This is a genomic window from Gemmatimonadota bacterium, assembly GCA_016719105.1.
In the GTDB taxonomy this organism is placed as follows: Bacteria; Gemmatimonadota; Gemmatimonadetes; order Gemmatimonadales; family Gemmatimonadaceae; genus SCN-70-22.
On sequence record JADKAQ010000016.1, the window covers coordinates 41,944 to 65,949 of the forward strand.

Below are 24,006 nucleotides of genomic sequence, written 5' to 3' on the forward strand. Positions count from 1 at the left end.
GCGAGTGCAGGGCTGAAATCCTAGCGTGCCGGGTGCGCGTCGCGCTGGCCGGGGGCGACGACCCGTCCCAGCCACGTCGGCAGGGCGTGCAGGTGGTCGAGGTGGTCGGGGGCGCTGTTGCCGGCAAAGCCGATCAGGGTGAATCCGCCGGCACGGATCATCGAAGTCTGCTGCATCCCGTTAGGTCCCCACGCCAGGACGGCCTCACGACTGAGCGCGAGTTCGTGCAGGAGCCAGTTGGCGGTCTCGGTGGTGCTGGCGAAGGTGCCGGGGAAGACCTCGGAATGCGTGACCAGCATCCGCACCTCACCGCGCACCGCCCGTTCGGCAAAGCGGCGCAGCGACTGGAGGTTGGCGGGATCGAGCTGTCCGCTGTCGGCCAGGACGCGCCGGTCGGGGAGGTAGCCGGTGTGGATGCCGTCGAGGATCACGACCCCGCGGATCGACGGGAGCGCGGCGCGATCGGCGAGGATCGCGCGCACCGCGCCGTTGCCGGCGCTGAAGGCGCTGAGGTAGACGCTGCCTAACGTTTGCGGGGCCCCGCGTGCAACGCCGACTTCGTTGGTGACACGATCGAGGAGGGCCCGCCATGCGCCGGCGTCGCGAAAGGGGCGCTCATACGCCGATGACCCCGGCGCGAGATTGACGACCGCGACCACCATCGACGAATCCACCGCTCGGGCGGCGTCGACGGCGAGGTAGGCCGGGCCGAGGAAGTGGATGAGCAGGTCGAACGACCCGGACGGAGGCCCTCCTGTGGGGAGGTGCAGTTCGACCGGTCGGGAGAGGATCCCCTCGAGCATGACACGCCGCGTGGGCAGGACGTGTGGTGCGAGGCGTCCGTGGGCGCGCGTCGTTTCCATCATGGGTGATGGATTCTGCGCGGCGGGGGGCGGCGCGGCACCCGGCGCCGCGATCGGTGCCGGCGAGGCCGAGGGAGTGGTCACGGGTGCGGCCGTCGGCGCTCCAGCGGCCGTCACCGTCGGCGAGGATCGTGTCGTCGAGCAGGCGACCGCGGCGCCGAGGAGTGCGGCGACGCCATGGAGTTGGCGGAGGGATCGGCGGAGGCGTCGGCCGAGGAGTCGTTGAGCGACCGCGGCGGTTGCACGGAGGGTGGTCACGCGACGAAACTGTCCCGCGCGCCGCGCGCTGACCAGTGTCGGCCTTGCGCAGGGCGGCTACTTTGCAGAAGGTCACCGGCGCCGCGCGACCGCGGCACCGGGCACTCGCCTCCCCCGAGCCCGCGACGACACATGAGCATCGAGAAGCATCCGCCGCGCGTGGAGGAGCTGGCCAATGCGCTGACGCACGGCATCGGGCTGCTCGCCAGCCTCGTGGCGCTGCCGATCCTCGTGATCACGGCGCTGCGTCGCGCCGACCTGCTGCAGATCGTTGGGGCATCGATCTACGGCGCGACGCTGATCATGCTGTATGGCGCCTCCACCGCGTACCACGCGGTCCGGCCGTCGCCCATCAAGGCGGTGCTGCGCCGGGTCGATCACTCGGCCATCTACCTCCTGATCGCCGGGACTTACACCCCGTTTGCCCTCGGGCCGCTGCGCGGCGTGTGGGGGTGGGCGCTGCTCGGGGCGGTGTGGAGCATGGCCATCGTGGGGGTGGTGATCAAGAGCGTGAAGGGGATCCGCAAGCCGTGGCTCTCGACGACGCTCTACGTGCTGATGGGGTGGTTCGCCGTCGTCGCCATCGGCCCGCTCGTCTCGCGCGTGGGGTGGAACGGGCTGGCGTGGCTGCTCGCGGGGGGGCTGTGCTATACCGGGGGCGTGGTCTTCTACGCCACCGACCACAAGGTGAAGTTCGGGCACGCGGTCTGGCACGTCTTCGTGATGGCCGGAAGCGTCTGCCACTTCGCGGCGGTGCTGCTGTACGCGGGGGCGCCGACCGCGGCGTGATGCGCGCGCGGCGTGCGGCGCGAGCGGAGTCGCGCGCACGCCGCATCGTCGCGAGGACTGGAGGGGGGGCGAACCGCGCGTAGCTTGTCGTGCTCCATCACCCCGCAACCTCATGAAGCGTCTCGCCCTCTCCGCCGTCGTTGCCGGCGCGGCACTCCTCACCGGCGGTGACCTCCCCGTCGCTTCGGCCACCGCACCGATGCCCTTCGTGTCGCGCGCGCCCTCGGCCGAGGTAGCCTCGCCACGGCGCGAGGCGGTCTCGCCGCGGCGCGCCGTGGTGCAGCGGCTCAAGGTCACCGTCCTCTCGACGATGCTGGCGGGCGATCCCGGGCGGGGAATTGGCGAGTGGGGCTTTGCCGCACTCCTCGAGGTGGATGGACAGCGCCTGCTGATCGACACCGGCGCGCGTCCAGGGACGGTGCTGCAGAATGCACGCGAACTGGGGATCGACCTCTCGACAGTCGGGCACGTGGTCCTCACGCACAACCACGACGATCACACCAACGGGCTGCTGACGCTGCGTCGCGAACTGCGGGCGAAGAACCCGGTCGCGCTGCAGGTGGCCCACGTGGCGCCGGAGATCTTCTACAGCCGCGGGGCGAGCAACGGCGTCGAGCGCAACGGCGTGTTGCGGGAGCGATCGAACTACGAAGCGTTAGGCGGCCGGTACGAAGTGCACCCCTCGGCGACCGAGCTGCTCCCCGGCGTCTGGTTCACCGGGAGCATCCCGCGCGTGCACCCGGAGCGGAACTTCGGCGGCGTCGGGGGGCGCGGCATGGGGACGGTCGAGACCCCCGCCGGCGCGGTCGAGGACAACGTCCCCGAGGATGCGTCGCTGGTGATCAACACGGCAGAGGGGCTGGTGGTCATCACCGGGTGCGGCCACGCGGGGATCGTCAACATCGTGACCAAGGCGCAGGCGATGGTCCCCAACACCACGGTGCATGCAATCGTCGGCGGCATGCACCTGCTCAACGCCAGCGACGAGACGCTGGCCTGGACGGGGGGCGAACTCAAGGCGCGCGGCGTCGACTACCTCCTGGGGGTGCACTGCACCGGGGTGGAGGCGACGTACCGCCTGCGGTCGCTGCTCGGGCTCTCGCGCAGCGCGGCGGCGACCGGCGCGGTGGGGTCGTCGTTCACGCTCGGGGCGGGGATCGATCCGCTCGCCCTCGCCCGTTAGGCGCGCGCATGGCCCTGTCCGCGACGATGTACACGTTCGACATCTCCCTGTCGGACGTCGATCGCAACGTGTACGAGACGCTGGCGCTGCGCGTCGCCTGCCATCCGTCGGAGACGGAGGAGTACCTGTGGACGCGGGTGCTCGCGTACTGTCTGGAGTACACCGAGGGGATCACCTTTTCCAAGGGGCTCTCCACCCCCGACGAGCCGGCGGTGATGGTGCGCGACCTCACCGGGGCGCTGACGGCGTGGATCGAGGTGGGGGCGCCCGACGCGGCACGGCTGCACAAGGCGAGCAAGGGGGCGCCGCGCGTGGCGATCTACACGCACAAGGACCCGCGGCTCGTCCAGCGGCAGTACGCCGGGGAGCGGATTCATCGCAGTGACGCGATCACCCTCCACGCCGTCGATCGCGAGCTGCTCGACGCACTGGTCGCGCGCCTCGACCGGCGCATGTCGCTCGACCTCTCGGTGACCGAGCGACACCTCTACATCACGATCGGCGGGGAGACGCTGAGCGGCGAGGTGGTGGGCCACCCCCTGACGGCGGAGTAGCCCACGCGCCGCCGGCTACAGGTGGTTTCAAAACCCGTCGCCGCGCCGTTGCCGACGCCGTGCGCCGGCGCTGCGGCAACGGGTTTTTGAACCACTCTTAGTCGAAGCGGAGCGCGCGCATCGGGTCGACCTGCGAGGCCTTGAGAGCCGGGACGTAGCCGGCCGCCAGCGCCACGAGCCCCAGGACGATCGCGCCGCCGATCGTGGCGACGAGGTCGAAGCCCTTCACGCCGTACAGGAGCGACTGCGCCCCGCGTCCCATGGCCAGCGCGGCGGCGATCCCGATGAGGCCGCCCACCACCACCATCATCGCCACCTGCCGCAGCACCATCCCGCGGACCATCCCCCCGCTGGCGCCTAACGCCATGCGCACCCCGATCTCGCGCGTGCGCTGTGCCACCGTGTAGGCCAGCACGCCGTACAGCCCCACCGCCGCCAGCAGCGTCGCCAGGATGGCGAAGGCCGCGCTCAGCGTGCTGATCATCCGGTCCATGAAGACGTTCTGGTTCACCTGCTGCGGCAGCGTGCGCAGGTCCTCGACCGGCAGGTTGGCGTCGAGCTTGGCGATGAGCCGCGGGATGCTCTGCAGGAGCTGTTCCGGCTCCGAGGACGATCGCACGTAGAAGTTGAGCGCGCCGATCGTCGAGTCCTGGCGCCAGGGGAGGAAGTACTGCGGCGGGATCGCGTCCTTCACCTGGCTGTACTTGGCGTCCTTCATCAGCCCGACGATCTCGATGTTCAACTCGCCCGTGGGGCCGTCGTCGGAGATGCGCTTGCCCACGGCGTCCTTGCCGAGCTTGAACTTGCGCGCGAACGCTTCGTTGACGATGGCGACGCGTGGGGCGCCGAGGGCGTCCGAGGCCGTGAACTCGCGCCCCGCGAGCAGCGGGATACCTAACGACGACAGGTAGGCGGTCCCGACCTCGTTGAAGCTGGCGCCCGTGTCGGTGTCGGGATCGGCCTGGAACCCCTCGACGCGCACGCTGTTGCCCCAGTTGTTCCCGGCCAGGATCCGCACCAGCCCCGACGAGACCGCGGTCACGCCGGGGAGCGCGGCCAGTTCCTCCTCGACCCGCTGAAAGAGCGCCTTCGATCGTGCGGGTTCGTAGCCGCTGCGACGCGGGGAGATGATGAAGGTGGCGACGTGGTCGATCTTCACCCCCAGGTCGACCTTGCTGATGTTGTCGAGCGAACGGATGAACAACCCGGCGGCGATGAGGAGCGACATCGAGAGCGCGATCTGCGCCGTGACGAGCGAGGTGCGGAAGCGCGTCGCGGCCCGGTGCGAGGAGAGGTTGCCGGCGTTGGAGCGAATGGTCCCGATGAGGTCCGCCCGCGTGGAGTGCAGGGCGGGAAAGAGCCCGAACAGGATCCCGGTCAACACGGCGGTAATGGCGGCGAAGAGCACGACGTTGGCGTCGAGCGAGAGGGTGAAGACCCCCGCCGCCTCGTCGGGGAGCATCCCCGCAATGGCCCCCAGCGTCCAGCGTGCCACCACGAGCGAGGCCGCCCCTCCAATCAGCGACAGCAGCACCGACTCGGCGAGGAGCTGTCGCATCAGTTGCCAGCGCGCGGCGCCGATGGAGAGGCGGACCGCCATCTCCATGGACCGGTTGGCGGCACGCGCGAGCAGGAGGTTGGCGATGTTGGCGCAGGCGATGAGGAGGACGATGCCGGTGATGGAGAAGAGGAGGATGAGCGGGAGTCGGGCCTCGGTGTGCAGGTCGCTCTGCCCCCGCGCCCCCGGCGTCAGCGTGACCTTGCGCGCCTTGAAGCGCTGCAGCGTCGCAGCGCTGATGTTCTCCTGCTGGGGGGCCTCCACGTCGGTGATGATCGGCCCATAGATCGCATTGATCCCCTCGGACGCCTGCGCGAGCGAGCCCCCGTCCTTGAGCCGCCCGAAGACGTACGCCCAGTAGGCGTTGCGGCGATCGAAGTCGCCGGCGTTGCTGCCGAGCGCCCCCCGCATGGTGAGCGGGACGAAGACGCGCGGGTCACTGCCAAGCGTCGTTCCCCTGAAGCCGTCGGGGGCAACGCCGATGATGGTGAGCGACTGCCCGTTGACGACGATCACCTGGTCGATGACGGCCGGGTCGCTCCCGAGCTGCGTCTCCCAGAAGCGATGGCTGAGCACGGCCACGGGGTGCCCGGCGATGTTCCGGTCGTCGGCGGGGCCGATGAGTCGCCCGCGTGCCGCCTGCACGCCAAGTGTAGGAAAGTAGGAGCCGGACACGAGCATCCCCTCACCACTCAGCGTCTGGTTCTTGTAGGCGATGTTGGCCCCGAACGAGCGGTGCGCCGCCAGTCCGCGCAGGACCGTCTGCGATCGCTCGAGGTCGCGGAACATCGCGTACGAGAAGACGTCCTCGCAGGTCCCCGCCTGGTTGCACGACGTCGAGCCGGGCTTGGGGCCGGGCGCCGAGAGGTTCACGAGTTGCTGCGGCGCCGCGACGGGGAGGGGGCGCAGCAGCATCTGGTTGAACAGGGAGAAGATCGCCGCGTTGGCCCCGATGCCCAGGGCGAGCGAGAGCACGGCCACCGTCGTGACGAACGGCGACTTGAGGAGCGTGCGGAGGGCGTACTTGAGGGTCAGCATGTCGCGAGTCGAGTGAGACCGGAGGGGGAGACAGGTCGTTGGACAGCCGCGGACGGACGGGGGTTTGCTCCTCCGGGCCGATGGCGTCGGTCCCGATCCGGCGACATCGTGTTGCGGTCGACGCTCCTGCGGGCGCTCCCCGCCGTCGCGACTCCCCTCATCACACCGTCGCCATGCCCGACATCCTGCACGACTTTCCGGTGCGCGCGCCGGCGCTCCGGACATGGGCGATGTTCTCCACGCCGGTGGGACTGGACGCGTGGTGGACGTTACGAAGCGAAGGAGAGGCCACGTTAGGCGCGACGTACCGCTTGTACTTCGGCCCCGACTACGACTGGCGGGCCCGGGTCACGGCCTGCGAGCCGGGGCGCCTCTTCGAGCTCGAGTTCACCGAGGCGATGCCCGATTGGCGCGGGACGCGCGTTCGTGCCGAGCTGTCGGAGCAGGACGGGGTGACGACGGTGCGCTTTGCCCATCTGGGCTGGCCGGAGCGGAGCGAGCACTTCCGGGTGTCGTCGTTCTGCTGGGCCATGTACCTGCGGCTGCTGCGGCGCCACCTGGAGGTGGGGGAGGTGGTCCCCTACGACCTTCGGCTGGAGGCCTAGCCGGGGGGCTCGGGCGCCGTTTCAGGAGTGACGATGGGACGTCGATACTCCGGAGGGCACCCCCGAACGCCCTCCTCCGACACCCGCCCGCGTGCCGCGCTCGTTGTTCCGTCGCCGCTCCTCGAGAGTCCTCGCGCTCGCCCCACTGCTCGCCGCTGTGCTCGCGTCGTCGCCGGCGGCGCCGCTCGAGGGGCAGATTCCCCGGCAGGCGGAACGGGCTGCCGTCGCCGCTGTCGCAACGCCACCTGCTCGCACCGGCGATTCACTGCCGGACATGTCGGCGGACTCGGAACTCGTCGGGCTGACCGGCGTGGCCCGCGCGCGTGCGCTGGCCAAACGCGTGGATGCAGAGAAGAACGATCGTCCGGCCGAGGCGGTGCTCCACGGGCGGGAGGCGCTCGCGATCCTCGCGAAGTGGCCCGACCCGGCGACCCATGTCGCCACGCTCAACGAGATGGGGTGGGCGTTGATGACGCTCTCCCGCTACCAGGACGCCATCATCCACCTCAACCTGGGGCTGGCGATCGCCGACTCGTCGGGCGACCAGCGCGGGAAGGCGCGCGCGTACAGCAACCTCGGGACGCTCGCGCAACGGCGCGGCGATCCGGAGGTGGCGGTGGAGCGGTTCACTCGCGCCCTGGAGACCCAGCGCCGACTGGGACACGCGCGCGACGTGGCCAACTCGCTCAACAACCTGGGCTTCGTGTACTCGACCGACCTCGCCGAGTACGCGCAGGCGCTCGAGCTGCACCAGGAGGCATTGGAGACGCGCGAGCAGTTGGGGGACTCCAGCGCGATTGCGCTCTCGCTGAACAACATCGGGATCGTGCACGCGCGGCTGCGGCAGCACGACCTCGCGCTCTCGTACCTGGAGCGTGCGCTGGCCTTGCGCCGGGCGCTTGGCGAGCGCGCGCGCATCGCCGCGACACTCAACAACATCGCCGACACGTGGGAGGAGAAGGGCGACTTCGCGCGCGCGCTGGTGGCGCATCGCGAGTCGTTCGTCCTGCGCCGCGAGATCAACGATCCGAGCGCGCTCGCGCAGTCGCATCGCAGCCTTGGCGTGGCGTTCCAGGCACTGGGGGCGCGTGATTCGGCGCGCGTGCACCTGGCGGAAGCGGCGCGCCTGGGCGACTCGACCGGCGACCAGGGGCTCATCGTGCGCAACCTCCTGGCGCTGGCGGCGCTGGAGCAGGTGGAGGGGCGCCACGCCCAATCGGAGGCGCTGAGCCGACGTGCGCTCTCGATCGGCGAGGGGATGGGGGCGCGTGAGATGGTGCGACGCGCGCTGCAGTCGCTCGCCGATGCGCAGGAGGCGGGGGGCGACCATCGCGGGGCGCTCGCCACGCACCGGCGCTTCAAGGCGGTGAGCGACTCCATCTTCACCGACGGCACGGGGCGGCGCGTGTCGGGGCTGGAGCGTCGGTACGCGGCGGTGCGGCGCGAGCGCGAACTCGAGCGCCTGCAGCGGCAGGAGGCGGAGAGCGCGATGACGACGCAGCGGCGCACCGTCCAGCGCAACAGCTTTGCCGCGCTCGCGCTCCTGCTGGCGCTCGCGCTGTGGGTCCTGCATCGCCGGCGCACGGAGAAGGCGCAGCTGGCGGAGACGCTGAGCGTCACCGATCCGCTGACCGGCGTCCCCAATCGTCGCTACGTGCAACGCACCGTCCCGGGCGACGTGGCGGCGGCGCTGCGTCGGCACCGCTCAGTGCCGCTGGGCGAGGTGGCGCGCGACGCGGACATCGTCTTCCTCCTCATCGACATCGATCATTTCAAGCGCGTGAACGACACCTACGGCCACGCAGCCGGCGATCGCCTGCTGGAGAACGTGGCGAAGCAGCTGAGTGCGGTCGTGCGCGAATCGGATGTGGTGGCGCGGTGGGGGGGCGAGGAGTTCCTGGTGGTGTATCGTTTCACCAACCGCGACCGCGTGGCAGAGCTGGCCGAGCGCATCCGGGCCAAGATCGAGTCGCTGGAGACGGTGCTCCCGGGTGGGGCGGTGATCAAGGTGACCTGCTCCATCGGCTTTGCGGCGTTCCCCTTCACGCGCAGCGCTCCGGAGAGCGTGGGGTGGGAGGGGATCGTCTCGATCGCCGACCTGGCCGCCTACGCGGCCAAGCGCAGCGGACGGAACTGCTGGGCGACCTTCCGCGCCGCGACGACCGAGACCGGCGACGCGTCGATGAACGACGTGACGCTGGCCGAGATCGACGCTCGCGTGGCGGAGCGGCGCGTGGTGCTGGAGACCTCGTCGGGGGTGCACCAGACGCCGGGAGCGCTCGACGAGGCCGACGAGCCGACGGCGTTCTGAACGCCCGATCGACGGGCCGCATGCGCCGGCGTTCGCGCTGCTCATGGCGCTGGTTCGGCGCAGGCCCGGCAACGGCTCCGTCGCCGCGGACCCGTCGGTTCCGGCGCTGCCCCCCGCTCCGACCCCAGCTCTGGCCTCGGCTCTGACCCTAGCTCTCCCCCCGGCACCGTCAGCGTTCGGCGCATAGCGGAAGCGCCGCACCCGCTCTATCGTATGCCGCGGCGACGTCTCCCCTGACGGGCGCCCCGCGCCACCTCCGTGGGAGTGGGGTGCCGCGGACTCCGGTCGCCATACGAGGTCGCGTACATCGCGGCCCCACGAGGAGGGTCAGCCTTGGCTCGTCGTCATCGCCCATCGCCGTTTCGCCCGTCGTCCGTGGCCCGTGCCCGCTGTGCCGGTGGGGCCGGTGTGCTCGCGTTGCTCCTGGCGGCGCCGTTCGCACTTCCCGCGCAGCAAGGCGGGGCGCCGGTCAACGATCGCCCCAATCCGTTCACCACGATCGAGGGGTGGGCGAAGATGCCCGAGGGGCGCACGTGGGGATCGACGAGCGCCGTGGACATCGATCCCGACGGGACGAGCATCTGGGTGGGCGAGCGGTGCGGGGCGAATACGTGCGTGGGCTCTACCCTCGACCCGATCCTCAAGTTCGACGCGACCGGGAAGCTGGTCAAAAGCTTTGGTGCCGGGATCATCATGTGGCCGCACGGCATCCATGTGGACCGCCAGGGGAACGTGTGGGTGACCGACGGGCAGGACAACCTGCCGCGCCGTCCGCGCGGCGCCCCGGCCGACGCCCCCCTCCCGCCGGCGCCGGCCAAGGTGGTCGGGCACCAGGTGCACAAGTTCTCGCCCGACGGCAAGCTCCTGCTCTCGCTCGGTGCCCCAGGAGGCGGGCGCGATGCCAACTACTTCTGGCAGCCGAACGACGTGCTCGTGGCCCCGGACGGGAGCATCTTCGTGGCCGAGGGACACGGCGGCGACAACGCGCGCGTCCTCAAGTTTGCGGCTGACGGCAAGTTCCTGATGGCCTGGGGGAAGAAGGGGACCGGGCGCGGGGAGTTCGACCAGCCGCACGCGCTGGCGCTGGACTCGCAGGGGCGCCTCTTCGTCGCCGATCGCTCCAACAATCGCCTCCAGATCTTCGACCAGTCGGGGAAGTGGCTCGACGAGTGGACGCAGTTCTCGCGCATCAGCGGGCTGTGGATCGACAAGAACGACGTGCTCTACGCCGCCGACTCCGAGTCAGGTTCGATCGAGCCGTCGCGCAAGGCGTGGCTGCGCGGGATCCGCATCGGGAGCGCCAAGGACGGGACCGTGCAGTACTTCATCCCCGATCCCGACGTGAACTCCCGCAACACCTCGGCGGCGGAGGGGGTGGCGGTGGACAAGAACGGGGTGATCTATGGGGCCGAGGTGGGGCCCAAGGCGCTCAAGCGGTACGTGAAGAAGTAGCGGGCGGCACGGCCGTCGCCCCGGACTTTCCCCAGCGAATGCTGGGGTCCAGCTGTCGGCGCATCACGGGACCACTACGGAGGACGTTGGCATGACGGGAGCGACTCGACGGGATTTCTTTGGACGCATGGCGACCGCAGCGGGGCTCATCGCGCTGTCGCCGGCGGCGGCGCGCGCGGCGGAGGTGCTCATGGCCCAAGGCGGTGGTCCCGCCTTCACCGGACGCCCCTTTGCGGCTGACGACTATGACAGCTACGCCAAGCTGGCCTCCAACGAGAATCCCTACGGTCCCACCGACGTGGTGATGGCGGCGATGACCGCGGCGTTCAAGTACTCCAACCGCTACGCCTATCCCGACGCCAACATCCTCGAGGAGATCGCGCGCTTCCACAGCGTGCAGCCCGACCAGGTGTTGCTCGGCGCCGGCTCAGGCGAGCTGCTCTCGGTGGCGGCGCTCGCCTTCCTGGGCGAGGGGAAGAAGGTGATCGGCGTCGAGCCGACCTTTCACACCGTCTTCCAGTACGCCACGGGAGTGCACGCCGACCCCATTCACCTGCCGCTGCGCGCCGACTACTCGCAGGACATTCCGCTCATGGTGCGCACCACGCGGCAGAACTGGCGCGATGTCGGGCTCGTGTACCTCTGCAACCCCAACAATCCCACGGGGCGCATCGTGAGCGCGGCCGACGTGAAGGCGCTGCTCGACGGAATCCCCGAGGATGTGCCGGTGCTGATCGACGAGGCGTATCACCACTTCGTGGAAGACCCGAGCTACGCGACGTCGCTGCCGTTCGTCGCCGAAGGGCGGCAGGTCATCATCACGCGCACCTTCTCCAAGATCAACGGGCTCGCCGGGATGCGGCTCGGCTACGCCATCGCCCCCCGCCCGCTCATCGAGCGCATGCGCCCGCACGCCATCGGGAGCATCAACGCCCTGGTGAAACACGCCGGCGCCGCCGCGCTCAAGGACACCGAGGGACAGGCGCGCGTGAAGCAGGTCAATAACGAACTGCGAGCCAAGACAGTGAAGGCGGTGCAGGGGATGGGCTACGAGGTGATCCCCTCGGAGGGGAACTTCTTCATGGTGCACATCAAGCGCCCGGTGGTCCCGGTGATCGCCCAGTTCAAGACGAAGGGCGTGCTCGTGGGACGACCGTTCCCGCCGATGACGAACCACCTGCGCGTCTCGGTGGGGACTCCGGCGGAGATGGAGCGATTCGTGGTGGCGTTCAGGCAGTTGTTCGCGGCATAACCGCGAACAACTGGACGACGAGAAGACGAGAAGACGGGAAGACGAGAAAGTTCGACAGCATAAAAGCTCGACACGGAGGTTCACGGAGGTAACACGGGGGTTCACGGAGGAAATCGGCGCTGCCGAGAAATCCTCCGTGAACCCCCGTGAATCCTCCGTGAACCTCCGTGTCCTGCTTTTGTAGTTGATCTACCTCGTCTTCTCGTCTTCTCGTCTTCCCGTCTTCCCGTCTTCCCGTCTCTACCGCAGCGCCAACGCGGTGAGCGCCGTCGAAGACCCCGCCCCCGACGCAAACACGATGTACTGCTTCCCCTTGTGCATGAACGTCATCGGCATGGCCGTCGTCTTGGCGGGGATGCGGACGGCGCCGACCTGCTTGCCGGTGGCCTTGTCGACGGCGAAGAGCTGCGGCGGCTGGCCGGGGACGCCGCCGTTGCGGCCGGTGCCGTAGATCATCAACGACTTGGTGGTGATGATCTGCGCCTGTCCACGTGCGCCCTGCGGCGGGAGCGCGACGCCGGCAAAGAGCGGGTCCTTGCTGGTGACGGGGATCATCCCGCCGTTAGGTGCCCACCACTTCTTGTCGCCGGTGTTGAGGTCGTAGGCGGTGATGCCGCCGTACTCCTTGGGCTTCGCGATGGAGACGTCGCCCAGGAGCGAGCGCCCGGCACGTGCCGAGAATCCCTCGCCCTGCAGGTCCTTGCGCGGCTGGTAGCCGGCCGGCGTGGGGAGTGCCCCTAACAGGCCGCAGCTGTCGTGCGGCGAGGAGAAGTCGAACTCCGAGCAGGGGTCCTTCTGCAGCGTGATGGTGCTGAGCCCCGTCTGCGAGCCGACGTAGACCATTCCGGTCTCCGGATCCACCGCGACGCCGCCATCGATGTTCACGCCACCCGAGGCGCCGGGGTTGTACCAGGAGCAGGTGAGTCCGCTCTTGCCGCCGTCGGCGGGCTGGCCGGGGATGTAGTACGGCCCCATGCGGCACTTCTGCGCGATCTTGAGCGCCGAGTCCTTGATGGCTGGGGTGTAGTCGATCAGGTCGCTCGCGAGCAGCCCCTGCTGCGAGAACGGGGCGGGCTTTGACGGCACCGGCTGCGTGGGCCAGGCCTGTTCCCCCGGGACCTCGCTGGCCCCGACGGGGGTCTCGACGATGGGCCAGATGGGGGCGCCGGTCACGCGATCGAGGACGTACATCCACCCCTGCTTGGTGGCCTGCGCGACGACCTTGCGCTTCTGCCCGTCGACGGTGACGTCGAGCACGTTAGGCGCGATGGGGGTGTCGTAGTCCCAGATGTCGTGGTGCACGAACTGGAAGTGCCACTGCCGCTTGCCGGTGCGCGAATCGATGGCGACGAGCGAGTTGCCATAGAGGTTCGCGCCGGGGCGATGGCCGCCGTATTCATCCATGAGCGGCATCCCGACCGGAACGTACACCAACCCCAGGTCGGGATCGGCGGCATACGGCGCCCAGGCGTCGACCTTGCCGACGCCGGGGGTCCCGAGCTTGGTCCCGTTCTTCCACGTCTCGGCGCCGAACTCGCCCGGCTGCGGAATGAGGTTGAACTTCCAGAGCGGCTTGCCGGTGCGCACGTCGTAGCCACGAACGAAGCCGTGGATGTTCTTCAGGCGGATGGGATAGTAGCCGTGGATGGACGAGTTGCCGACCACGATCACGTCGCCCACCATCTGCGCCGGGCTGCTGGCGGCAATTTGTCCCTCGCCGGGGTCGATGCCGATGGTGCCGTCGGCGCCGGTCCTGGTCTTCTCGTTCCACGTCTCGCCGGGGCGCGCCTTGCGAGCGGGGGCGGCGTCGGAGATGATGAGCGGGCCCGAGTCGTCGACCGCGAGCGGGACCATCGCGTAGCCCAGCCCTTCCATCAGGTCGACCACGCCGTTCTTCCCGAACTTGGGGTCGGGGATCCCGGTCTTGGCGTCGAGCGAGGCCATGTGGTAGCCTGGCGTCACGACGATCACGCGCTCTTCCTTGCCGTCGGTCCAGTAGGCGAGTCCGCGCCCGGCGAACTGGCGCGGCGCCTTCTGCCATCGGATCCCCTCGTCCAGGCGCCACATCCACAGCGTCTCGCCCGTCTCGGGATCGAGCGCGGTCGTCACGCGACGCGTGGTGGCGACGGTGAAGAGGCGTCCGTTGGCGTAGAGCGGCGTGGTGCGGTAGTACTCGTCAGCGCCAAAGGCCCCCGAGTTCCACGACCACGCCACCTTGAGCGAGTCGAAGTTGCGGGCGTTGATCTGGTCGAGCGCGGAGTAGCGCGTCCCCCAGGCATCGCCGGCCCAGAAGCGCCACTCGCCCGGGACGTTGCCACGCACGAGCGCCTTGCCCTGCGATGCGTCGGAGTCGCCGACGCGGACGAGCGACGCCGCGAGCAGCGCCCCGCCCACCAGTATCGCCGTCCCTAACGAGCGCCGAGTGGTCCATCGTTGGTTCATGGTCGTTTCGATCCTCGAGCGGTGTGGGTCCCACGAGAGCGTCGCCGTGATGGCGGCGCCTGGTTTCGCCTGCCGCCGCGCTGGGCGGCCGTGCCGGACTGCGGGTCGTGCGGGTCGTACTCGTCGTGCCGATCGACCGCCGCGATCAGCGGCCGGTGGTCTCGATGCGGATGCGCCTGGCGGCGGCCGCATCCGAGGGCAGTGCGTCGTCACCCGAAGGGAGGCCGTTGAGGCTGAGGATGTACGCGGTCACGTCGGCGTACTCCTCCATCGTTAGGCTCCCCGGGTTGTTCTTCGGCATCCGTTCCTGCATGTAGGCCAGCAGGTCGGAGAGGAGCTTGCCTCCCCAACTGTTCTTGAAGACGACCCCGGTGTGCGAGGCCGGCGTGTGGCATTCGCGGCACGATCCGACGTAGATGTCCTTGCCGCGCGCCGCTTGCGCGTCGGTGAAGACCCCCTTGAGCGTCGAACGCATCTCGCTCCCTTGCCCCTGCAGCGGCGCGGCGGCGGCCAGGACCGTACCGACCACGAGGGCGAGCGTCCAGCCGGCTGGCTGCGACGGGGACTTCACCAGCCGCGCGACGAGGGCCGCGACCCCCCACAGCACGGCGGCGGCGATCAGCAGGAGCATGAGGGTTCGGAGCAGGGAAGACAGGAGGGCGACGTCCACCGCCGGCCAGCGCACATGATACGCACGGAGCACGCCGAGGCGCTCGGTCATCCAGTGCCACGCCTCATGGGCGACGAGCGCCGAGGCGACGACGATGGCGGCGCGTTCGGATGGCAGGCGGCGCAGGACCCAGGCCAGGACGGGCACCGCGAGCGCGATCGCCAGGAGCTGCCCCAGCTCGACCCCCACGTTGAAGGCCAGGAGCGAAGCGAGCAGGTGCCGTCCGGCAAACTGCAGCGACTCACCGAGCGCGAAGGAGAAGCCGAAACCGTGCACGAGGCCGAAGCCGAAGGCGACGAGCCAGCGCTTCTCCAGCCGAGGTCCCACGATGTTCTCCAGCGCCATGAGGACGATGGAGGCGGCGATGAGGAACTCGATGAGCGGGGGGAACCAGGCGGCGGTCGGCGCCATGCCTAACGCCGACGCGACCAGGGTGAGTGAGTGGGCCGCCGTGAAGGCGGTGACCACGGCGACGAGCGGGCGCAGGCGCCGGAACGGGAGCACCAGGCAGAGCAGGAACAGCAGGTGGTCCAGCCCGCCCAGGATGTGCGCGAAGCCGAGCGAGACGAACTGCCACGCCGCCTGCAGCACCCCCGGATCGAGGCGCACGAGGCCGGGGTTGCCGGTGTACTCGTAGGCGCGCACGCTGCCGTCAGGGGCAACCCAGCGCATCACCGTCGTCGTCGAGACGCCGAGGTGCGCCAGCAACGGGCGCATGGAAAAGCGCGACTCCGGCGACGTGATGGGATAGTCGAGGACGACGTCGAGCATCGCCTGGCGCCAGGGGAGTTCGACGTCGTTGGCGAGCGGCGCCGCGGTGGCGTTGGCGACCGCGAGGTCGAACGATTCGAACGATCGGTCGGACGGCAGCACGATGCGCGTCGCCGCGATCGTCGGGCTCGGGAGGCGGCGCGCCCCCTCGTACAGCTCGAGGTAGCCGGCGATCCAGATGGTCGCGGCCTCGCCGAGTTGCGGCGTGAGGCGCGCGATGTCGAGGTAGGTGCCGCGGAGGAGCGGGATCTCGAGGTCGCGCACCGACTCGAGCGGGACGCGCACGGCCAGGCGCAAGCGTTGCGCCTCGGCACGGGCGATGACCTGTACCGCGACGCGTGCCGGCACCTCGTGCGCGCGTGCCGGACCGGCGACACCGAGCAGGAGCCCGATCCCGAGCACGAGCGCGACGTGGCACGCGCGCATCGCGCGCACGACACGTGCGGACCACGGCGTCGGTTGGCTCGGTCGAGGGAGTCGCGGAGTCATGCGTGGCACGGGTGACGACAGGCCATCTCACCGATGATCGCCGAGCCTCGGCAGCGCCGGGGGCGACGACCGTTGGTGAGAAGGCTTCTACGCAGTGGAGGCCGCCGATGCTGGATCGCGTCCCCTGTCTGGACGGCGGGGCGGCCACCGCCGTACGTTGGTCGCCGCTCGCCGCGCCGACGAACATACACGCCCCCATCGCGCGGGACAGGGGCGACCCACACGACCGGGACAGACGTTCATGACGCGTTCGCGGAAGCTGCTGGCGGCCACCCTGCTCGGGACCACGATCGTCGCCCTGGGGGCGAGCCAGCGAGCGCTGCAGGGGGCCTCGGAAGGGCAGGCGGTCCAGGCGCCGTCGTTCGAGGTCGACCCCTTCTGGCCGCAGCCGCTGCCTAACCACTGGGTCATGGGCTCGGCCATCGGCGTGGGGGTCGACGCGCGCGACCACGTCTTCATCGTGCATCGCCAGCAGACGCTCAACGCCCGCACCGAGGTGCTCTCCGCGGAAGCGGCCAAGAGCGGCGAGTGCTGCGTGGCGGCGCCGCCGGTGCTCGAGTTCGATCCGCAGGGCAAGCTGGTGAATGCGTGGGGGGGGCCGGGAGAGGGCTACACCTGGCCCGAGTCCAACCACGGCATCGCCATTGACCACAAGGACAACGTCTGGATCGGCGGCAACGGCAACGGCGACTCGCACATCCTCAAGTTCACGCACGACGGCAAGCTGCTGCAGCAGATCGGCATCCCGGGGAAGGGGGCCAACAGCAGCGCCACCGATCACTTTGGGCGCGTAGCCAAGATCTCCTTCGACGCGGCGGCCAACGAGGCGTACGTCTCCGACGGCTACAGCAACAAGCGCGTCGCCGTGCTCGACATGAACAGCGGCGCCATCAAGCGCTTCTGGGGGGCCTACGGCAACAAGCCGGAGGACACGAACCTCGGCCCCTACAACCCCGATGCCCCGCTGGCGCAGCAGTTCCGCAACCCCGTGCACTGCGCGGAGCCGAGCAACGACGGGCTGGTGTACGTCTGCGACCGGCCTAACGATCGCATCCAGGTCTTCCAGAAGGACGGGAAGTTCGTGAAGGAGGCGCGCATCGCCCCGCACACGCTCGGCGACGGCTCGGTGTGGGACATCGCCTTCTCCAAGGACAAGGCGCAGAAGTACATCTACCTGGCCGACGGGAAGAACGAGAAGGTCTACATCATCGAGCGGCAGTCGCTGGAGATCCTGACCTCGTTCGGCGATGGCGGACGGCAGCCGGGGCAGTTCTTCGCCGTGCACTCGATCGCCACCGACTCGAAGGGGAACATCTACACGACCGAGACCTACGAGGGGAAGCGCCTCCAGAAGTTCGCCTACAAGGGGTTGGCGCCGGTGACGGGGAAGAACCGCGGCGTCCCCTGGCCGGGGAAGCGGTAGCTGGGCCTCCCGCGGACGAAGCGGATCCCGACGGACGCTCCCACTCGGAGCGTCCGTTCCGTTTTCGGGGGCCTCGCTGGGGGGAGGGGGATGAAACGGGATCGAGGCGGTCGCGTAGTGCAGTCGTCGACATCAGATTGTACGGGTCCCCCAGACGCCCGCGGGGGGCCCGACACCCCGTTGCCCCACGAATCGCGTATGCAGGTTCAAGCTCCGACCCCCCGCGGCGCCCCCCGACGTTCCCGCCGCTCCTTCCCTGCAGGGTCTCGAAGCGCAGGCTCCGGCGACGGCCGGAACGGCGGCGCCGTCGGCCAGCGAGATGTATGAGGCGGCCAAGGCGCAGCGCAACGAGCTCAATCGGCAGCTGGGCCAGCTGGAGGAGAAGCGCCGGGCGATCGCCAGCCGATTGCGTGAAGGGGAGGTGTCGGGGGCCGACAAGGCGGGGCTCGAGGCGCGCCTCACGAACCTCGACGCGCGCATCCTCTCGATGAACCAGGAGCTCGCCGCGGCCGACGCGCGCGTGGCGCAGACCGCGGGCGTCCCCGGTGCGGTGCAAGCGAGTCGGCCGGAGGGAGCTCGCCGGGGGCCGCCGGAAGAGGTCATCGTGATGGGCTTCGTGCTCGCGATGACGATGGTCCTCCCGATTTCCATCGCGATCGCCCGCCGGATCTGGAAGCGCGGAACGCCGGCCACATCGTCTGCGCCGATGTCGCGCGAGATGGACGAGCGCCTTGGTCGACTGGAGCAAGCGATGGACGCGGTGGCCGTCGAGGTGGAACGGGTCGGCGAGGGGCAGCGCTTCGTGACGCGCGTCCTCGGCGCCGGCGCGGCCGAACCGCTCGCGGTGCGTGCGCGCGAGGGGATCGAGGTGCCGCGCTAGCTTTCGCTCGTGCCCTTCACCTTCTCTCACCCCGCTGCCGCCCTCCCCATCTGGCCCCTGATTCGCCGCGGAGTCCTTCCGCTGGCGCCGTTCGTGGTCGGGGCGATGACGCCGGACTTCGAGTACCTGCTGCGATTGGAGCCCCTCTCACTGGTGAGTCACTCGGTGCGGGGGCTCTTTGTTTTCTGCCTCCCGGTCGGGGCGGTACTCTGGGCGCTCTGGGAGTGGTTGGTGCGGCCGGTGGGGCGCGATCTCTTCGCGCTCACCCCGTCGCCAGTCGCCGACGCGGGCTCGTCGGCGCGCGACTCGAGTGCGCGCGCCTCGGGGCCTGGGGGGACGCGCCCCGGCGCATGGCTCGGCGTGGTCGTCGCCCTCCTGCTGGGGAGCGCGTCGCACGTGGGGTGGGATGCCTTCACGCATCGCTACGCCTGGGGGGGCGAGAACGTCCCGTTGTTGCGCGAGACCGCCTTCACCGTGGGCGGGACCGCTGTGCCGTGGTACAACGCGCTGCAGCACGCCAGCACGCTGCTTGGAGGGATGGTGGTCCTCGGCTGGCTCTGGGGCGAACTCACGCGAGGCGGGGGCGCGCTGGGGGCCCTCTGGGCGCCCCGCCGTCTGCGGCGCTGGCTGGCGTTAGGCGCGGTCGCGCTGGCCGTCGGGGCATGGAACGCCCCGCGCCGAGGGCAGATGGTGAACCCGCGCCGACTTCCGCTCGTGGCGGGCCGGCTGGTGGTGGGCGCGATGACCGGCTTCGCCGTAGCTTTGGTGGCGCTCTCGGTGCTGCACCGGATGGGGCGCTATCGTCTCATCGACCCGACGGGGACTCACCATGCGTGACGGTCAGCTGCAACGTTTCACGGTCGTAGCGCTCTGGGCGCTCGCGTTGTGCTCGCTCACGCGTCCGGTGGCTGTGTCGGCGCAGGCCGCGCCCCCCGCAATGCGCTGGTACAAGGGGAACACGCACACCCACACGCTCAACTCCGACGGCGATTCGTCGCCCGACGACGTGGCGCGGTGGTATCGCGAGCACGGCTACCAGTTCCTCGTCCTCAGCGACCACAACTTCATCACCGCTCCCGACGCGCTCAATGCGCTGCTCGGCGCCGACGAACGCTTCCTCCTGATCCCCGGCGAGGAGGTCACCGACCGTGTGCAGGGGAAGCCGCTGCACATCAACGGGCTCGCCGTCGAGCGCCTGGTCGCGCCGCAAGGCGGGACGACGATCGTCGAGGCGTTGCAGCGCGACATCGACGCCATTCGCGCCGCCAACGGAGTCCCGCACCTCAATCACCCCAACTTCGGATGGGCGGTGACGGCGGCCGACATCCAGCGGGTGAGGAACGATCGCCTCTTCGAGATCTTCAACGGCCATCCGATGGTGAACAACATCGGTGGCGGTGGGATGCCGGGGCTCGAGGAGATGTGGGACATCATCCTCTCGTCAGGCAAGCTGCTCTACGGCCTGGCCACCGACGACGCGCACGACTTCAAGCGCCCGGGCGATCCCTCGGCGTCGGGGCCGGGGCGCGGCTGGGTCGTCGTGCGTGCGCCGCGCCTCGGCGCGCGCGAGATCGTCGAGGCGCTGGAGCGCGGCGACTTCTATGCGTCGACCGGGGTGGAGCTGGTCGATGTGCAGCGCTCGACGTCGCGCGTGGAGATCCGCATCAAGCCCGACAGCTGGAGTCGCTACACCACGCGCTTCATCGGGCGTGACGGGCGCGTGCTGGCCGAGACGGCGGAGAACCCGGCGATGTACTCGATCAAGGGCGACGAGGGTTACGTGCGCGCCGTCATCCTCGAGTCCAACGGGAAGAAGGCCTGGGTGCAGCCCGTAATGCTGGGCGAGGGGCGGAAGTAGCGGTCGGTCGGGCGGCAGGGCCGGCGCGCCTGCTCACGCCCGGCGTTCCGCTGATCCCCGCGGGGGCGCGCTTCGTCCTCGGGAGGGGGGCAGGATAGCGCTCCCCTCCGCATGCTAGGGACGAACCGTTCCGTCTCTCCATCCCCCTTTTCTCCCTCGCCCCCGTGAGCCTGGCCATCGAACGCGTAGTCGTCGTGGACGACGAGCGCTTAGCCCGCGTGCGGGTCGCCGAGCGCATCCGCGCCATCGCGCCCAATGTTGCGTTGCAGGAGGCGGCCGACGGCCGCTCGGCGGCGCGACTGATCGATGAATGGAAGCCCGACGCCGTCTTCCTCGACGTGCAGATGCCGGAGATGGACGGCTTCGGCGTGGTGCAGGCGGTCGGCGCCGACAAGATGCCGCCCACCGTCTTCGTGACGGCCTACGACCAGCACGCGTTGCGAGCCTTCGACGTGGCGGCGGTGGACTACCTGCTCAAGCCATTCGACGACGAGCGTTTTGCGGCTGCGTGGGAGCGGCTTCGCAACCGCGCTGCGGCTGGCGGCATCGCCGCCGAGGCGCGGCGCATCGGGGCACTGCTCTCGGCCATTGGCGGGACGGTGCCGCTGGCCGATGCCGCGCCGACCGACGAGGAGGAGAAGGGGAGCACCTATCTGGACCGGATGATGGTGCGGCGCGACCAGCGCACGACGTTCGTGCGCATGGCCGAGGTGCAGTGGATCGAGTCGTCGGGGAACTACGTGATCCTGCACGTGGGGCGCGAGCGGCACGAGGTGCGGGAGACGCTGTCGGCGCTGGAGTCTCGTCTCGATCCCAGGCGTTTCACGCGGATCCATCGGCGCCTCATCGTGGCGCTCGACGCCATCCGCGAGCTGCAACCGTGGTTCGGCGGCGACCAGGTGATGATCCTGCACGACGGGTCCAAGCTGCGCGTGAGCCGGACGCACCGGGCCTCGCTGGAGCGGGCGTTGCGGGGCGGATGAGGGTGCGCGTAAGGAGCGTCGGCTGATGTCGCGCTCGCCCGCGCGCCTCGTCCTGCTGTATGGGTGGTTGGTCCCGGTCGTCGTGGCGACGGTCGGGATGGTGGTCGTCCCGGCGCGGCTCAACCCCGACCTCCCGCTGGCCGGCATCGTCGCCGTGCAGATGGCGATGTGGCTGCCGTGGGCGGCGTGGTCGCAGCTCATCATCGCGGTGGGCGATCGTGTCCCGCTGGAACGCGGCCGTGTGCTGCGGGCCATGCTGGTGCACGTCCCGCTGTGCCTCGTGGTGGTAACGGTGCACATCATCATCGTCGACTGGGCGCAGCGCACCTTTGGCATCGTGCCGCCCCGCAAGCTCGACAGCGTCCTCGCCATCGGGTTGCGGTCGTATGGCGACGTGAACGTGGTGGTGTACTGGGCGGTGGTGGGGGCGCACGTGGCCATGCGGTGGCACGAGGCATGGCGACTGGAGTCGGTGCGCGCCGCGCGCCTGACGAGTGACCTGGCGCAGGCGCAGCTCTCGGCGCTGCGCGCACAGCTGCATCCGCACTTCCTGTTCAATGCGCTCAACGCCGTGGTCGCCCTCGTGGGAGAGGATCCCGCGGCGGCCAAGCGGGTGACCGTGCGCCTGGCGGAGCTCCTGCGGGCCACGCTCGCCGCGACCGAGCGCTCGTCGCTCCCCCTGCGCGAGGAGCTGGAGCTCACGCGCCGCTACCTGGAGATCGAGCAGGTGCGCTTTGGCGAGCGACTGACGGTCGACTGGTCGGTGGACGAGGCGCTGCTCGACGCCGATGTGCCGGCCTTCGTGCTGCAGCCCCTGGTGGAGAACGCGTTGGTTCACGCCATCGCGCCGCGGGCGGCCGGAGGGCGCGTGGAGATCGTGGCGCGGAGCGTGGGCGAGGGTTTGCAGCTCGCGGTGTGCGACGACGGCGCGGGGCCGCAGCCGCGCGCCTCGACCCGCGGGAACGGGGTGGGGCTCCGGAACCTGCGCGATCGACTGGAGCGACTGTATGACGGGCTCGCGACGCTGAACCTGGCGACGCGCAGCGGAGGGGGGGCGGAGGTGACCGTCGTGCTTCCGCTCTCCCGGCCGGCGCCGACGGCGCCCGTGCCCCCGCAGGTGAACGCGTCGTCCGCGGCGCCGTCGATGGTGGCCCGAGCCTAACGCGCGCTCACGGGCGCAGCCGCGGCGGCGCGCTCGCGCGACGGGCGGTGCTCCCCTTCGACGCGGCGACCGTCATCGCCGCCGAGGCGTGTCGCAGGAGTTGCCGCACGCGCTCCTGGGAGAGCGGTGCGACCGAAAGCGAGGGTGGCAACGTGGGCGGCAGCGTCACGGGATCGATCTCGCGCAGCGTCGCGTAGATCACGACCGCCGCCAGCCAGGAGCCCAACGGGGAGGCATGCAATCCGTCGCTGGAGTAGAGGGGCGCCGGTTCCTGCGAGGCGAGCACGCTGTCCCACGCGGCCCCTGCCGGCGCCAGCTTGCCATTGATGGCGGTGGCTGCGTTCTGGTACGACAGGAAGGCGTTGGGCGCATCGCCACGCCGCGACACGTGCGGCCACACTTGATACAGCACCGGCTTGGCACCGGCGGCGCGAACGAGCGGGGCGAAGCGACGCGTCCACTCCTCGAGATGGACGCGACTGGCGGGGAGCGACGACGGCCCCTGCTGCATGACGACGAACTCCCACCGCTGGTCCGTCAGCGCACGCGCGGCCGTCCCCTCGTTCCAGTGGTCCTCGAGGGCGTAGTCGGGGAAGGCGACGCTGGCGGTCCCGATCGACGTGTCGCCCATTTGCCGCGCGATGGCGACGACGAGCCCCGGGACGTCGTTGACATAGGTGAGCGAGTTCCCGATGAAGAGGACGCGCGCCCCGCCCAGCACCGGCGGCACCCGGGGGGCGGTGGGGGAATCGCTGCAGGCGAGGAGCAGCGCGAGGGCGAGGAGTCGGAGTATCGGCATCCCCAAGCATGGCCGGTGCTCCCCTGCCGCGCGCGCCGAACGGGGCCGCCGGTGCCGTCGCGAGTGTCGCCGGTGATGTGCGAGGGGCGACTCGGCGCCGCAGGTCGGCCCACGGCCGCGCGAGGTCGCCGCGTTATCCCGCGGTCGACTCCGCCAGCCGCAATACCAGGGCGATCTGCCCGGCGTGATAGGCATCGTGCATCACCATCCCCGCGACTTGCTCGCCGAGGGTCACGCGTCCCTGCCGGGCATCGAGCCGGGCGCGGGGGACGCGACGCAGCGTGGCCAGCAGTCGCTCGTGGCAGGCGTCGAGGAGCGCGAGATCTGCCGCCCACGCCTGCGCGCGCGCGGCGGCCTCGGGGAGATCGGGGGAGGGGGACCACCATGCGTTGGTCCGCGGGCGCGGGAATCGCGGGCGCACCGACGGGTCGAGGCGTTCGGAGACGATGTGCTTGCCCAGGGCGCAGTGCAGCGCCTGCTCCCAGACGTTAGGGCGCCCTGGCCCGGGGCGCCACAACGCACGCTCGGCATCCACGCCACGCAGCGCCGATTGGACCGAGGGGCCGTGCCACGCCGGACCGCGATACGCTTCGTCGAGCATGCGCTCCAGCGCGGCGCGCGAGGGGAGGGCGGGCTTGGTGCTGGCGGGCATGCGTGCGGCTCCGG

The 24,006-nt window shown here is 70.2% G+C and carries 19 protein-coding genes; 13 read left to right on the top strand and 6 right to left on the bottom strand.

Annotated features, from left to right (window positions below; all coding sequences use genetic code 11):
• Positions 1-20: 20 nt before the first annotated feature.
• Entirely contained in the window at positions 21-947 is a 927-nt protein-coding gene (locus IPN47_16280; GenBank protein ID MBK9409570.1) for a hypothetical protein, read from the bottom strand.
• A gap of 306 nt (positions 948-1,253) precedes the next feature.
• Here IPN47_16280 and IPN47_16285 point away from each other — a divergent pair, with 306 nt between their 5' ends.
• From IPN47_16285 to IPN47_16295, 3 genes are all read left to right on the top strand, one after another.
• The gene (locus IPN47_16285) at positions 1,254-1,910 is read left to right on the top strand and encodes a hemolysin III family protein (protein MBK9409571.1); all 657 of its coding nucleotides are present in this window, start codon (positions 1,254-1,256) and stop codon (positions 1,908-1,910) included.
• Positions 1,911-2,022: 112 nt separating this feature from the next.
• Entirely contained in the window at positions 2,023-3,093 is a 1,071-nt protein-coding gene (locus IPN47_16290) for an MBL fold metallo-hydrolase (GenBank protein MBK9409572.1), read from the top strand.
• A gap of 8 nt (positions 3,094-3,101) precedes the next feature.
• On the top strand, positions 3,102-3,647 hold the full coding sequence (locus IPN47_16295) for a YaeQ family protein (protein ID MBK9409573.1): 546 nt from the start codon (positions 3,102-3,104) through the stop codon (positions 3,645-3,647).
• 97 nt (positions 3,648-3,744) lie between these two features.
• Here IPN47_16295 and IPN47_16300 read toward each other — a convergent pair whose 3' ends face one another.
• A complete protein-coding gene (locus IPN47_16300) occupies positions 3,745-6,243 on the bottom strand; it encodes an ABC transporter permease (GenBank protein ID MBK9409574.1) in 2,499 nt (832 codons plus the stop codon).
• Between the two features lie 173 nt (positions 6,244-6,416).
• On the opposite strand from IPN47_16300, the gene IPN47_16305 reads away from it, so the two are divergent.
• From IPN47_16305 to IPN47_16320, 4 genes are all read left to right on the top strand, one after another.
• Positions 6,417-6,848: an SRPBCC domain-containing protein gene (locus IPN47_16305; protein MBK9409575.1), complete on the top strand. Its 432-nt coding sequence runs from the start codon at positions 6,417-6,419 to the stop codon at positions 6,846-6,848.
• Between the two features lie 91 nt (positions 6,849-6,939).
• On the top strand, positions 6,940-9,159 hold the full coding sequence (locus tag IPN47_16310; GenBank protein MBK9409576.1) for a GGDEF domain-containing protein: 2,220 nt from the start codon (positions 6,940-6,942) through the stop codon (positions 9,157-9,159).
• A gap of 516 nt (positions 9,160-9,675) precedes the next feature.
• Positions 9,676-10,611 carry a hypothetical protein gene (locus IPN47_16315; protein ID MBK9409577.1) on the top strand — a complete coding sequence of 312 codons (936 nt, stop codon included), beginning with the start codon at positions 9,676-9,678 and terminating at the stop codon, positions 10,609-10,611.
• Positions 10,612-10,702: 91 nt separating this feature from the next.
• On the top strand, positions 10,703-11,863 hold the full coding sequence (locus IPN47_16320) for an aminotransferase class I/II-fold pyridoxal phosphate-dependent enzyme (GenBank protein MBK9409578.1): 1,161 nt from the start codon (positions 10,703-10,705) through the stop codon (positions 11,861-11,863).
• Positions 11,864-12,103: 240 nt separating this feature from the next.
• Here the strand turns inward: IPN47_16320 and IPN47_16325 are convergent, their stop codons facing one another.
• Positions 12,104-14,305 (bottom strand): PQQ-binding-like beta-propeller repeat protein, encoded by a 2,202-nt coding sequence (locus tag IPN47_16325; GenBank protein ID MBK9409579.1) that lies wholly within the window; start codon positions 14,303-14,305, stop codon positions 12,104-12,106.
• A 145-nt stretch (positions 14,306-14,450) separates the two neighbouring features.
• Positions 14,451-16,172, bottom strand: coding sequence for a HupE/UreJ family protein (locus IPN47_16330; protein ID MBK9409580.1), 1,722 nt, complete (start codon positions 16,170-16,172; stop codon positions 14,451-14,453).
• A 361-nt stretch (positions 16,173-16,533) separates the two neighbouring features.
• Here IPN47_16330 and IPN47_16335 point away from each other — a divergent pair, with 361 nt between their 5' ends.
• From IPN47_16335 to IPN47_16360, 6 genes are all read left to right on the top strand, one after another.
• Entirely contained in the window at positions 16,534-17,658 is a 1,125-nt protein-coding gene (locus tag IPN47_16335; protein ID MBK9409581.1) for a hypothetical protein, read from the top strand.
• Between the two features lie 319 nt (positions 17,659-17,977).
• Positions 17,978-18,538 (top strand): hypothetical protein, encoded by a 561-nt coding sequence (locus IPN47_16340; protein ID MBK9409582.1) that lies wholly within the window; start codon positions 17,978-17,980, stop codon positions 18,536-18,538.
• A gap of 9 nt (positions 18,539-18,547) precedes the next feature.
• Positions 18,548-19,375 carry a DUF4184 family protein gene (locus IPN47_16345; GenBank protein ID MBK9409583.1) on the top strand — a complete coding sequence of 276 codons (828 nt, stop codon included), beginning with the start codon at positions 18,548-18,550 and terminating at the stop codon, positions 19,373-19,375.
• Complete coding sequence (locus IPN47_16350; protein MBK9409584.1) at positions 19,368-20,396, top strand: PHP domain-containing protein; 1,029 nt, start codon at positions 19,368-19,370, stop codon at positions 20,394-20,396. The genes IPN47_16345 and IPN47_16350 overlap by 8 nt, the downstream gene beginning before the upstream one ends.
• 164 nt (positions 20,397-20,560) lie before the next feature.
• A complete protein-coding gene (locus IPN47_16355) occupies positions 20,561-21,379 on the top strand; it encodes a response regulator transcription factor (GenBank protein MBK9409585.1) in 819 nt (272 codons plus the stop codon).
• A gap of 25 nt (positions 21,380-21,404) precedes the next feature.
• On the top strand, positions 21,405-22,541 hold the full coding sequence (locus tag IPN47_16360; protein MBK9409586.1) for a histidine kinase: 1,137 nt from the start codon (positions 21,405-21,407) through the stop codon (positions 22,539-22,541).
• 7 nt (positions 22,542-22,548) lie between these two features.
• On the opposite strand, the gene IPN47_16365 is transcribed toward IPN47_16360, so the two are convergent.
• Positions 22,549-23,340 carry an SGNH/GDSL hydrolase family protein gene (locus tag IPN47_16365; protein MBK9409587.1) on the bottom strand — a complete coding sequence of 264 codons (792 nt, stop codon included), beginning with the start codon at positions 23,338-23,340 and terminating at the stop codon, positions 22,549-22,551.
• Positions 23,341-23,473: 133 nt separating this feature from the next.
• Positions 23,474-23,992: a DinB family protein gene (locus IPN47_16370; GenBank protein MBK9409588.1), complete on the bottom strand. Its 519-nt coding sequence runs from the start codon at positions 23,990-23,992 to the stop codon at positions 23,474-23,476.
• Positions 23,993-24,006 lie beyond the last annotated feature (14 nt).